The following is a 13,403-nucleotide window of genomic DNA, read 5'->3' on the forward strand; positions in this document are numbered from 1 at the left end:
CGTCAACATAGGTTGATTGTTGGGTTGGATTGTTGGAGAAGTGAAGGGAAATTCATTTCTTTGCAATCCAATCCAAATCATCAACGTTATGAAGCGAACTTTTTCCCGTCTGACCCTATACCTGATGCTGCTCGTGCTGTGCAGCTGCAACAGCGACGTATTTGTTGACAATTTCTTGCCTTCGGCAAAAAAGGTGCATGTGCCTGCCGACGGTTCCGAAGCTATTCTCCGTTTCGGTGCGTCCAACTGGCGCACTCTGGGCTTGTGGCTCCGTATCGACTTTACCCAGTCGGTTAACGGGGGAACTTACGATCCGGTCGTGGGCGACATTTACAGCCTCGACGGCACGCTGATGGCGCGGGACACGGAGCTTTATTGCCAGGATGAGGAGCCCTTCCGCTTTGTGGCTCATTCCTCGACCTTCAAACTGACCATAGAACGTACTTCGGGGAAAGAACTCCGTTTTCTGGATGCGGAGAACCTGGGTACCGGCTCGTTACAGCTGCAACTGAATGTGGGCAATGATTACAGTTACGAACAGATAGACCTGTACATCGACCCTTCGCCCCGTTATCAGCTGGACAGCCTTGTCTACAAGCTGAATTTCTGGCTCGAAGAGGATAGTGCCATGTACTCGACGTATGTGGTTGGCCCCACCAATGCCACCGAAACGTCTTGGAAGTATGAGCTCCATCCCTACGAATACTTCCAGCGGACGTTCACCTTTCAGGGAGGAGATCAGTGGCACGAGCCCATTGATGAGGTAGCCTTCCAGCTCTTCGGCAAAGAAAAGCCCGTTGTGGACGTACCCGGGCTTGACAGGTTTCAGTCTCCGGCGTTGCTGGGCGAGAAGCTTGCGTTCGCGCCCGGCAAGACCCACTTCCCCCTGTCAGACGATCTGCTGTCGGTAGTCGACACCATTGACGTTCCGCCCCTCACACAGATAGAGTGTACCATTAAGTGCTGGTACCGCTTCACCGGTGTCTCCTACACTTTGTATGCCAGCAACCCGCAAACCGGCCACCGCTGCGTGTACGAAGGCCGTGCCGACCTTTACACCCCACAAGCTTATTCGCTGACGAAGAAGGAAGTGCCGGTGCATATCGGGAAGTGAGGCACAACTCCCCCATTTGTACAACACTTGCACGGCTCGCGAGCCACACTTGTGTTGCTCGACGGCCCTTCGGAGGGCGGTTGTGGGCAGGGTCGGGGGGATAAAAAACAGGCGGGTGTGCTGGTGGGGAAAATTCCCTGTGCTGGTACACTCGCCTGAATGTTTAAGAACTATATGAAACTTTACTAACTTGTAAGATTAGTTATGCATAATGATGATAGTCGATCTGATTATGTTTTTTTCTTATTCAAATTGAATTTATTAAATCTAAAAATGATATACTGGTCCACACTCAGGTTCTCCATCATACCACCAACCATATTGAAAAGTTTCATATCGCCATTTACCATCTTCCCCAATATGAGTATATTTATATTTCCAATCGCAGAAAAAAGTAGGTATTTCACTAAACCATTTAGGAATGACAGAGTTTAAGTGATTTCCGCGACAATCTAGGAATTCTAAGCTCGCTGGAAATGCAACTGCTGTTAGAAAATTGTTTTGGCACCATAAGCTTTTGAGTTTTAAATTTTGTCGTAAATCAAGGCCTGTCAATTGATTGTCATTGCATCCTAAATATGTTAGTTGAGGACACTCTTCTATATTCAAATTTTCAAGTGCACAATAATTACAGATAATTCTTGTTAATGAAGGACAGTTGCGGAAGCTTAAGTTCTTGAAAGACATACTATATTCAATCCAACATTCTTGTAAATGGGGATAATCTATAAATTCAAGAAATGGTATCTTAGTATAGCTACAATACAATTCTTCTATGTTGGAACTTCCTTCTATGTTAAGTGATTCTAAGTTTTCGCATCCATACCCACATGATACATATTTTAGGTTTTTACAATGACTGATATCTATTGATTTTAGAGAAGGGGACGTGTATGTCTCCCAAGCAGTTTCTATTTTTGTTAGATTATCAGAATGACTCAAATCTATGATTTGTAGTGACTCAGGAAATGATTTATTTCGTGAGATTTTTATAGATGTATACGATGTATTGGAGGCTTTTAATATGACTAAAGGACATTCTAATAATCCCCATATATGTTCCCATTCAAGTGAGGTACAGTTTGAAATATCTAGGCTTGTTAAAGGATTATATGAACATTCGAAATGTGACAATTTCGTTAGGCCTGAAGTACTTAAAGAGACTATATTGTTATGATTGCATCTTAGTATTTCTAAGATATTACATTCTCCAACATCTATGGCTGTGATTAGATTGTATGAACAATTTAATTCTTTTATATTATTGTTAGCTTTAAGATTAATTTGGGTCAATTTATTATTGTTACAATGTAGAATGAAAGGAATGTCAATATTAGTACTTGATAAATCAATAGTGCCGACTAAATTATTGTCGGATAATTGAATTTCTAATTGGATAATATTATCTTGCTCATCTGTGAGAATGCTGATTCCATCCCAAAATCTAATAGAGGTATTTTCACCCCAGTTTTTTTTCCTTGTCCAATTATTCCCTCCTGCGCTATTATAGATTTTCATCAACAGTTTTTTGATGTTTATTTCTGTATTATTTTGTTTCCCATGTTGCATCACCCGCACCGTATCCGCCAGTTCGCTTTCTTTGTCTTTGAACACGATGTCGGCTTGGCGGTTGTCGTAGGTTTCGTTGGGGCTTATGGTGAAGTAAAGGGTATGGGTGGACTGGTTGCGTGCTTGGTCTTCCGTAATCCAGGATGCGTCGGGGAGGAGGGTTTCGTAGTCGACATTACTGTTTATTTCGATTTTCAGTGTGCCGCCTTCGGGACCGAAAGTCTGCTGGCTGGCAGTGGCTGTCAGCTGAGGTTCTTCGCCTTCCTGATAGACGGTGATGCGTTCGGACAAGGTACCGTCGGTCACGGTGATGCCCGCTTCGCGTTTGTGGACTGAAGTGTTGGCACTGACGCTGAATTTCAGTTGGGTGGTGGTGAGACCGCGGGTGTCGGCTGTAGCAGCACTGATCCAGTCGATGCCTTCGTCTATAGAGTGGCTGAAGGTGACGTTGGCTTTTACTTCGATGGTAAATTCGCCGCCCTCTTTTTTCATTTCGATTTTGCTGGAGCTGACGAGTAGGGCATCTTTCTGTTTCTGTGTCACGATGATGTTCTTGCTGTCGGTTCCGGCGCGCAGAGTGATGGTGGCGTTGCGTTCGTCGTATGTTTCGTTGGCGGCAGTACGGATAGTCAGGCTGGCTTTTCCTGCTTTTCCGCTAAGCGGTGACACGCTACACCAGCTTTCGGCCCGTGTGTTGACAACAGAAACGCTCCAATCGCTTTTAGCTGTAAATTCGATGGTGCTTTCGCCGCCTTCGGATTTAAAGTTAGGTGTCAGCGAAGTGGCCGGTATTTCGATTTGAGGCTCGCCCGGGTTGGGTGTCGGTTCGTCGGTAGTGGTGTTGTCGTCGCTGCAACTGATGCAGAGAAAAACACTCAGCAAGAGAAATAAAAGTTTTTTCATGATAGTATTGTATTTTGTAAGTAAGGCTTTTACAAATATACTGATTTTGTTCTGAAAAATGCAACTGATTAGCTGCTTATTTATCGCTGAATGTGAATTTTGTAGTAGGTCGCGAATATGGTGCGGATGATGTATAATTTTTATTCATCTTTTTTGCACTCCCGTTTCTCGGTCTCTTTTCTTTCCATACCCCGTCTGTCCCCCATTTGTACAACACTTGCACGGCTCGTGAGCCACACTTGCATTCCATTTCTGGGACACTTGCATGGCTCGCGAGCCACACTTGTGTTGCTCGACGACCCTTCGTAGGGCAGTTGTGAGCAGGGTCGGGGGATAAAAAACAGGCGGGTGTGCCGGTGGGGAAAATCCCCTGTGCCGGTACACCCGCTTGCGTATCAGGATGGCGGAAGTATCAATAGCCGAAGATGTCTTCCGTAGTCAGTTCGATGACGGGACCTATCTTCTTCAGCGATTCCATGTCGAGCTCTTTCTTGTCGCCCAGGATGCAATAGTTGTACGTGCGGCCTTTGATCCATTTCTGTTGGAAGTCGATAACGTCTTTCAGGGTTGCGGTCTGCAGGTCGTTGTACAGGCGGATGCGGCTGTCGGTTGTTTCGCCCATGTCCTGTGCGTTGATGTATGCCCAGATGATGTCGCTCTTCAGGATGCGTTCGGTGCGCAGTCGGGCGATGAGGCCTTCCTTGGCCAGCTTGAAGGCGGCTTCGGACTGGGGCATGTTGTCGATGATGTCGTTGAACGTGCGGATGGCGTCCATCAACTTGTCGTTCTGGGTGGCGATGTACGTGCTGACCGTGTAGTTGTACTTGGGCAGGCTCGGACGGTCCATTCCGGCCCATGCCGAGTAGGCCAGTCCGCGGCTTTCGCGCATTTCCTGGAAGACGATGGAGTTCATTCCGCCGCCAAAGTATTCGTTGTACAGTTTGCGGCCGGGTTCGATGGCGGGGTCATACTTTTCGCCTCGGTTCGAAATCTGTGCCATGTAAATGTTCTTGGCTTCGTAGGGGGCGATATAGACTTTGGTTTCCGGCGTAAGCTGTTGCTTGAATTCGATGCCCTGCGGCACGTCTTTCAGGGTGTCGGGCACACGGTGCTCCTTGTTGATGACGGCCAGCAGTTCTTCGGTCTTGCTGGGACCGTAGTAGGTGATGCGGTGCTTGTAGCTGTTCAGCTGGTGGATGCGGTCGACAAGTTGCTGCGGATCCATGGCCTTCAGTTCGGCTTCGCTCAGCTGGTTGGTGGCGTAGTTGGTGGGGCCCCACTCGGTGTAGACCATCAGTCGGCTGAAGTTCTGCGACTGGTTCAGCTTGGCGTCGGAGCGGCTCTTCAGCAGGTCGGCCACCAGGTTGTTATAGGCTTCGGGGTTGACTTGCGCATCGGCCAGCAGTTTCTCGAACAGAGCCACGGCCTTCGGCATGTTTTCGTTGAGGCCGGAGAGTACGATATAGGTACGTTCGCTACCCGGCGACACATAGAAGGTGCAAGCCATGCGGTAGAACTCACTCTTCACCTGTTCGGGCGTCATGTCAGAGGTGCCCAGATACTCCAGGTATTGAGCGGCCATGCCCAGCGCCTTATCGTTGCGGTTGCCCATGTCGAAGAGGTAAATCAGTTCGAACAGGTCGTTCGTGCTGTTGTGGCGGTAGATGACGGGGATGTCGTCCTTGGCCTTCAGTTGGGTCAGGTCTTTCGAGAAGTCCAGGAAGACCGGTTCGATGGGTTGCACCGTGCTTGCCTGAATCTCTTTGAGGAAGGCGCTCACGGTGTCGCGGTTCATTACGATGGGCGTAATCTGGGGTTTCTCTATCTTCTTTTCATTGGGATCCTTGCCCTGACGTTTGTAGATGATGGCATAGTTGTCGTCCTTCAGATACTTGTTGGCAAAGTCCACGATGTCTTGCTTGGTCAGTTTGGCCATGCGGTCCAGAGCGGTCACTTCGTCGGCCCATTGGCTTCCGTTGATGAACGACTGTACGAACCAGTCGGCACGGGCGTCGTTGCTTTCCTGCTGTTTCAGCTGGTACAGCTTGAAGTTGTTGATGTTGGCTTCGAGCAGGCTTTCGTCAAAGTCGCCGTCACGCAACTTCTTCAGCTCGCCCAGCAGCAGGTCTTTCACTTCGTCCAGCGTCTGTCCGGCTTTGGGGCGACCGGCCATCAGGAAGGCGCTGTAGTCGCTCATGGTCATGGGATAGCAGTAGGCAAGCAGTGTTTTCTGCTGTTGCGCCAGGTCGAGGTCGATGAGGCCAGCCTGTCCGTTGTACAATATCTGCGAAACGATTTGCAGGGTTTCGATGTCCTTGCTGGCTGCGCCGGGGAATCGCCATGCCAGGCTTACGTTCTCGGCCTCGGGGCCGAACACTTCGCGTACGACGGGCGCGGTGATAGGCGTTTCCTTGGGCAGGTCGAGCTTGGGCAGATTGGGGTTGGGCTGCATGTCGCCGAAGTACTTGTCGATGGTGGCAATCATCTGGTCGGGATCGAAGTCACCGCTGAGGCAGATGGCCATGTTGTTGGGCACGTACCACGTCTTGAAGTAGTTCTTGATGTTGGTGATGGAAGGATTCTTCAGGTCTTCCTGTGTGCCCAGCACGGTCTGTGTGCCGTAGGGGTGATGGGGGAAGAGGGCGGCGAGGGTCTGTTCGTATACCTTGCGTCCGTCCTGGGTGAGCGACATGTTCTTTTCTTCGTATACCGTCTCCAGCTCGGTGTGGAAACCGCGGATCACGCAGTTCTTGAAGCGGTCGGCCTGAATCTTGGCCCAGTTTTCCACCTGATTGCTGGGGATGTCTTCCGTGTAGCAGGTCACGTCGTAGCTGGTGTAGGCGTTGGTGCCGTTAGCTCCGATGGCGGCCATCAGCTTGTCGTATTCGTTGGGGATGGCATATTTCGAGGCCTCGAACGAAAGGCTGTCGATGACGTGGTAGAGGGCTTTGCGTTCGGCTTCGTCGGTAGTCTTGCGGTAGACTTCGAATGTCTGTTCAATCTGGTCCAGCAATGGCTTTTCCACTTCGTAGTTCTGGGTGCCGAAGTGGTTGGTACCCTTGAACATCAGGTGTTCGAAGTAGTGGGCCAGACCGGTTGTTTCGGCGGGGTCGTTCTTACCGCCTACGCGCACGGCAATGTAGGTCTGGATGCGTGGCTCGTCCTTGTTGACGGTCATGTACACTTTCAGCCCGTTGTCCAGGGTGTAGATGCGTGCCTGAAGCGGGTCGTTGGGAACAGTCTCGTAACTGTACTTCGAACTGCAGCTGCCCAGTCCTAACGTGGCCAGCAGCAGGAGCGAAAAACCGAATTGTCTGATTCGTTTGTTCATAAGCAATACTTAATTAGGTTGATAACCGCAAATTTATGCGTTTTTTTCATACCTTTGCAAGCCGAACGGAAGAATCTGCTGCCGAAGGCAGGTCTTTTGCGCAGATTTCGACTTCCATGCATCAAGAATAACAGCTAAATCACATAGACAGATGATTACCATAGAACAACTGAAGGACATCAAGGAACGTACCGAAGCGCTCTGCCGCTATCTGGACATCGAAGGGAAAAAGATTCAAGTAGAAGAAGAGCAGCTGCGCACGCAGGCACCCGGCTTCTGGGACGACCAGAAGGCTGCCGAAGCGCAGATGAAGAAGGTGAAAGGCCTGCAGCAATGGATTGAGGGATACAACGAAGTGAAGACCTTGGCCGACGAACTGCAGCTGGCTTTCGACTTCTATAAAGACGAACTGGTGACCGAAGAAGAGGTGGACGAGGCTTACTGCAAAGCTGCCGATGCCGTCGAGGCACTCGAACTGAAGAACATGCTTCGCGACGAGGCCGACCAGATGGACTGCGTGCTGAAGATCAACTCCGGTGCCGGAGGTACGGAAAGCCAGGACTGGGCCAGCATGCTGATGCGTATGTACCTGCGCTATGCCGAAACTCATGGTTACAAAGCCACGATTGCCAACTTGCAGGAAGGTGACGAAGCGGGCATCAAGACCTGTACCATCGAAATAGCAGGCAGCTATGCCTACGGTTACCTGAAAGGCGAAAACGGAGTACACCGCCTGGTACGCGTGTCGCCCTACAACGCGCAGGGCAAGCGAATGACGTCGTTCGCATCCGTCTTTGTCACCCCGTTGGTCGACGATACCATCGAAGTGACCATCGAGCCGGCACGCATTTCGTGGGATACCTTCCGAAGCGGTGGCGCGGGTGGACAGAACGTGAACAAGGTTGAGTCCGGTGTCCGTCTGCGTTATCAGTACAAAGACCCCTACACGGGCGAGGAAGAAGAAATCCTGATTGAAAACACCGAGACGCGCGACCAGCCGAAGAACCGCGAAAACGCATTGCGACTCCTCCGCTCCATGCTGTACGACAAGGAGATGAAGCACCGCATGGCCGAGCAGGCGAAGGTTGAGGCCGGCAAGAAGAAGATTGAGTGGGGTTCGCAGATCCGCAGCTACGTCTTCGACGACCGCCGTGTGAAAGACCATCGCACCAACTACCAGACAAGCGACGTGAACGGCGTGATGGACGGTAAGATAGACGGATTCGTCAAGGCTTACCTGATGGAATTTGCCGGAGCAGAATAACGTTCGTGTCCCCTTGGACACGGATGGCCGGGGACGCGGCTGTAGGGATTAGCACCTGCAGCCGCGTCTCTTTTTTATAGGGCACATTTCACCGCTTTCTGGGACACTTGTGTGGCTCGTCTGGGACACTTGCACGGCTCGCGAGCGACACTTGCACGGCTCACGAGCCACACTTGCATTCCACACGAGCCGTACAAGTGTCCTGTAAAACCCCTGTTTCTGCCCCGATTTCCTGTTTCCGGCCCTCCGGATGGCGGCCGATTGCCTGCCGGACACGAAAAACACAAATTTTCTTTCTTTTTTCTTGCATTCCTCCCTTTTTTCCTCTTACTTTGTTCATCGTTGAACTTAAAACTATAGAAAGACCATGGGAAAGAATAAGAAAAATATGGGACACACCCGCAAGGAAGAAGAGCAAGGCAAGAAAGTTCTGATAGGCATCGGCGTCGTAGCCGTAGTCCTGGTCATTGCAATGTTTGTGCTCTACTCCTTCTGGGGCTGATAAGAAGATAGAATTATGCCACAAGAGATCGAACGGAAATTCCTCGTCGACGGCGAGTACAAGTCGAAGGCCTACGCCAGCAGCCGCATCGTGCAGGGATACATCTGTAGTGCGCGCGGGCGGACCGTGCGCATCCGTATTCGCGACGACAAAGGCTACCTCACCATAAAGGGACCCGCCGATGCCTCGGGCATCAGCCGTTACGAGTGGGAGAAGGAGATACCGCTGGACGAAGCCCGCGACCTGATGAAAATCTGCGAACCGGGTGCCATCGACAAGACGCGCTACCTGGTGCGGAGCGGCCGGCACGTGTTCGAAGTGGACGAATTCTATGGCGAAAACGAAGGGCTGGTCATTGCCGAGGTCGAACTGTCCTCGCCCGACGAACCCTTCGAAAAGCCCGATTTCATCGGGCAGGAAGTGACGGGAGACGCCCGTTACTACAATGCGCAGCTGATGAGGCATCCTTTCTGCCGCTGGTGACGACGTGCGGGCGCGGGAGGTGCCAGCCAATTTTATAACGGAGTATTATGGAGAAACTTTATCAATACCTGCCCCGCGAACTGGTCACCTTCGTACTGGTGACCCTCTTCTCCCTGCTCATCGGGCTTTCGCAACGGCGCATTAGTCTGAAGCACGAAGGCGAGACTACGCTCTTCGGAACCGACCGCACGTTTACTTTCATCGGCATTCTGGGTTATCTGCTTTATATCCTCGACCCCGTGGACTATCGTCTGTTTATGGGTGGCGGGGCTGTGCTGGGTGTGCTGCTGGCACTGAACTATTACGTCAAGCAGACGCAGTACCGCGTATTCGGGGTGACGACCATCGTCATCGCCCTTATCACCTATTGCATTGCCCCCATCGTGGCCACGCAGCCTTCGTGGTTCTACATCATGGTGGTGGTCACCGTGTTGCTGTTCACCGAACTGAAACATACCTTTACCGAGCTGGCACAGCGCATGAAGAACGACGAAATGATTACGCTGGCCAAGTTCCTCGCCATCAGTGGCATCATACTGCCGATGCTGCCCGATGAACCTCTGATTCCGGGCATCAAGCTGACGCCTTACAGCATCTGGCTGGCTACGGTGGTGGTGTCGGGCATTTCCTACCTTTCGTACCTGTTGCGGCGCTATGTGTTCCGCGAGTCGGGCATCCTGGTGTCGGGCATCATCGGCGGATTGTACAGCAGTACGGCCACCATTTCGGTGCTGGCCCGCAAGAGTCGGGGAGCTTCGGCACAGGAGGCACCCGAGTATGTGGCTGCCATGCTGCTGGCAGTGAGCATGATGTTTCTGCGTTTCCTCATCCTGATAGGCATCTTCAGCCGCGAAACGCTGCTGACCATTTATCCTTACCTGTTGGGTATGTCAGTCGTGTCGGCCGGGGCGGCATGGTATCTGCACCTGCGCCGCAAGCGTACGAACGAAGCCGGGCAGAGCGAGGAGGAAGAAGACAGCCGCAACCCGCTTGAATTCAAGGTGGCTCTGATTTTTGCGGGGTTGTTTGTGGTGTTTACCGTGCTGACGCACTATACGCTGCTCTATGCCGGTACGGGCGGTCTGACGTTGCTGTCTTTCGTTTCCGGTTTTAGCGACATTACCCCTTTCATCCTGAACCTGCTGCAAGGTACGGGCGGCGTGGCCACGCTTGTCATTACGGCATGCAGCATGCAGGCCATTGTCAGCAACATTGCCGTCAACATGTGTTACGCCCTTTTCTTTGCGGGGCGGGGCAGTGCGCTGCGTGGCTGGATACTGAAAGGCTTCGGTTGCGTGATTGCCGTTAACGTATGCCTGCTCCTGCTTTTCTATCTTATAAAGTAGCTTAAACCATCCTAATGTGCATCATTCTGGAAAATCGGTGCAGAAGCAACTGTACCGGCTGGCTTGTGAATTCGTGTAGTTTTGCCTTTTTTAACTCCGAAACTCTCGTAACTATCGGAAAAAGTTCTATTTTTGCCCAGTCGTATGTAAGAAGAGAGGCATACGGCCAGAACAATACATCAACAAACAGACAGTAGGTTATTTAAAAAGAGTATGAAAAGCGCTAAACGCATGATGAAGTGCTGTGTACTGCTGTGGATGCTCGTCGGAGTATCGGCCGTAGCAGTGGCACAGGGCACGGCGGCTACTTTCCAGATCAAGGGAGTGCTGCTCGATTCGCTCACCCACGAAGGCGAGCCGTATGCCACCATCCGAGTGGCTAAGAAAGAGAAACCGCAGCAGGCGGTGAAAATGCTGGTGTCGGACATGAAAGGCGAATTCCGCGAGAAGGTGCCCGGCACAGGAAACTTTGTGCTGACCATCACTTCGGTGGGACGCAACCCCATTGTGAAAAACTTTACCGTCAAGGCCGGCGAGAAGCTGGTAGACTTCGGAACCCTCTACGTCACCGATGCCTCGAACGAACTGGGCCAGGTGGAAGTAGTGGCACAGAAGCCGCTGGTGAAGGCTGACATTGACAAAATAGAATACAACGTGAAGGACGACCCCGACTCGGAAACCAACTCGCTGCTCGAAATGCTTCGCAAGGTACCCCTGGTGACCGTGGACGGAGAAGACAACATCAAAGTGAACGGAAGCAGCTCCTTCAAGGTCTACGTGAACGGCAAGCCCAACAACATGATGAGCAACAACCCCACCGAAGTGCTGAAGAGCATGCCCGCCAACACCATCAAGCACATTGAGGTCATCACCAACCCCGGCCCTAAATACGATGCCGAGGGCGTGGGTGGTATCCTGAACATCGTGACCGAGGGTAGCGGATTCGAAGGCTACACGGTGACTGTAAGCGGCAACGTCAGCAACCGCGGCGCCGGAGGCGGACTGTTCGGCACCGTGCAGAAAGGAAAACTGACCGTAAGCGCACGCTACAACTACAACTATAACGACTCGCCCCGCAGCTATTCGGGCGGTTCGCAGCGTGCTACCGAGGTTTCTGCCGACGTGGCCAACCTGGATTACGACGGAAGCAGCGAAAGCAACTATTCGTTTCAGTCGGGCAGCATGGAAGCCAGTTACGAGATCGACTCGCTGAACCTGATTTCGGCCTCTTTCGGCCTGTGGGGCGGCGGCAGCAACAGCAACGGTGGTAGTGCCTATCGCGGATTCTCGCCGCTGGACAACCACCTGCTCTACCAGTATGGCATCGGCAGCCGGAGCGAGTCGTCGTGGTACTCCATCGACGGAGGCATCGACTATCAGAAGTTGTCGCGTACGGTGGCAGGCCGCATGCTGACGTTCTCGTACAAAATCAATACCCGCCCGCAAACCTCGGACGCTTACTCCGAATACGGCATTGCCTTCGGCGAAACCGACTGGGCCGACTACCTGCGACGCTTGCAGGACCAGCACAACGACGGCAGCCAGAGCACTACCGAACATACCTTTCAGGCCGACTACACCACGCCCATCGGCAAGCTGCACACCTTGGAGACGGGCGTGAAGTACATCCTGCGCAACAACGCCTCGGACAACGACCGCTACCTGCGCACGGCAGGCAATGCCGAATCGGACTACAGCTTCGACGACGAGCAAAGCAAGCACTACCGTCATCTGAACGACATCATAGCCGCCTACCTGGGCTACGGGCTGAAGTGGAAAAAGCTTTCCGGACGTTTGGGCGTGCGCTACGAGCATACCATCGAGGACGTGAAATACCTGCTGGGACGCGGCGACGACTTCCGCAAGAACTACGACGACGTAGTGCCCTCCGCTTCGGTGGGCTGGATGCTGAGCGACCTGTCGAACCTGCGCTTAGGCTACAACATGCGCATCTATCGTCCGAGCATCGGCTACCTGAATCCGTACCTCGACGACAGCGACCCCTCCAACCTCAGCCAGGGTAATCCCGAGCTGGAGAGCGAGCACAGCCATGCCTTCGACCTCAGCTACAGCAACTTCACGCAGAAGTTCAACATCAACCTCTCGGTCCGCTACTCGTTTACGAACAACAGCATCCAGTCCGTCACCAACCTGGTGTCCGAGGACGAGATTCCCGACCTGTCCGAAGACAAGAAGACCGGCAAGGACGTGCTCTACACCACCTACCGGAACATCGGCAAGAGCCGCGACCTCAGTCTGAGCGGCTACGTCAACTGGAATGCCACGAAAGATACGCGTATCTACATCAACGCTTTCGGCAGCTACACGGACCTGAAGGGTGCACAGGGACTGAAGAACAGCGGATGGAGCTTCTTCGGCTACGGCGGAGCGCAGCAGACCTTCAAGCACGACTGGCGGTTGAGCCTGAACGTCTTCGGCCAGACTCCGTGGATTATGTTGCAGGGAAAAGGCAGCAGTTACTTCGGCTATAGCCTGAGTCTGAACAAGTCGTTCATGGAACGGCGGTTGTCGCTTTCAGCTTTTGCCAGCAACTTCCTGAAGAAGTACAACCGTAACGAGTCGCACATCGAGGGACAGGGCTTCGTTTACGACACGTGGAACAAATATCCGCAAATGCGCTTCGGTGTCAGCATCAGCTACCGCATTGGCGAACTGAAAGCTACCGTAAAGAAAGCAGCACGCACTATCTCGAACGACGATGTGAAGTCGGGCGAAAGCAGCGGAGCTTCCGGTGGCGGAATGGAGTAAAAACAGACGGTTTACAGGACACTTGTACGGCTCGCGAGCGACACTTGCACGGCTCGCGAGCCGTACTTGTGTTTCTCCCGAGCCACACAAGTGTTGTTCGCGAGCCATACTTGCGTCGCTCA

Annotated in this window: 8 protein-coding genes; 6 read left to right on the plus strand and 2 right to left on the minus strand. The window is 52.3% G+C overall.

Annotated elements, in window-relative coordinates; genetic code table 11:
- The first annotated feature begins 88 nt into the window (after window positions 1–88).
- Window positions 89–1,114: a hypothetical protein gene (locus tag BQ5591_RS03235; RefSeq protein WP_159434426.1), complete on the plus strand. Its 1,026-nt coding sequence runs from the start codon at window positions 89–91 to the stop codon at window positions 1,112–1,114.
- A gap of 267 nt (window positions 1,115–1,381) precedes the next feature.
- Here BQ5591_RS03235 and BQ5591_RS03240 read toward each other — a convergent pair whose 3' ends face one another.
- Window positions 1,382–3,586, minus strand: coding sequence for a BACON domain-containing protein (locus BQ5591_RS03240; protein WP_071148412.1), 2,205 nt, complete (start codon window positions 3,584–3,586; stop codon window positions 1,382–1,384).
- Between the two features lie 412 nt (window positions 3,587–3,998).
- Window positions 3,999–6,917 (minus strand): M16 family metallopeptidase, encoded by a 2,919-nt coding sequence (locus tag BQ5591_RS03245; protein WP_071148413.1) that lies wholly within the window; start codon window positions 6,915–6,917, stop codon window positions 3,999–4,001.
- A 151-nt stretch (window positions 6,918–7,068) separates the two neighbouring features.
- Between BQ5591_RS03245 and prfB the strand changes: the two genes are divergently transcribed.
- The 5 genes from prfB to BQ5591_RS03265 all read left to right on the plus strand — a co-directional run bounded on the left by prfB (window position 7,069) and on the right by BQ5591_RS03265 (window position 13,281).
- Complete coding sequence (gene prfB / locus BQ5591_RS03250) at window positions 7,069–8,181, plus strand: peptide chain release factor 2 (protein ID WP_071148414.1); 1,113 nt, start codon at window positions 7,069–7,071, stop codon at window positions 8,179–8,181.
- Between the two features lie 367 nt (window positions 8,182–8,548).
- The gene (locus BQ5591_RS21980) at window positions 8,549–8,683 is read left to right on the plus strand and encodes a hypothetical protein (protein ID WP_022163870.1); all 135 of its coding nucleotides are present in this window, start codon (window positions 8,549–8,551) and stop codon (window positions 8,681–8,683) included.
- A gap of 15 nt (window positions 8,684–8,698) precedes the next feature.
- Window positions 8,699–9,166: a CYTH domain-containing protein gene (locus tag BQ5591_RS03255; protein ID WP_022163869.1), complete on the plus strand. Its 468-nt coding sequence runs from the start codon at window positions 8,699–8,701 to the stop codon at window positions 9,164–9,166.
- A gap of 47 nt (window positions 9,167–9,213) precedes the next feature.
- Window positions 9,214–10,512, plus strand: a complete 1,299-nt coding sequence (locus BQ5591_RS03260) for an MgtC/SapB family protein (protein WP_071148415.1) — start codon at window positions 9,214–9,216, stop codon at window positions 10,510–10,512.
- A 213-nt stretch (window positions 10,513–10,725) separates the two neighbouring features.
- Window positions 10,726–13,281: a TonB-dependent receptor domain-containing protein gene (locus tag BQ5591_RS03265; protein WP_083380863.1), complete on the plus strand. Its 2,556-nt coding sequence runs from the start codon at window positions 10,726–10,728 to the stop codon at window positions 13,279–13,281.
- The last annotated feature ends 122 nt before the right edge of the window (window positions 13,282–13,403 follow it).

It is taken from the genome of Bacteroides ndongoniae (genome assembly GCF_900108345.1).
GTDB classification, from domain to species: Bacteria; Bacteroidota; Bacteroidia; order Bacteroidales; family Bacteroidaceae; genus Bacteroides; species Bacteroides ndongoniae.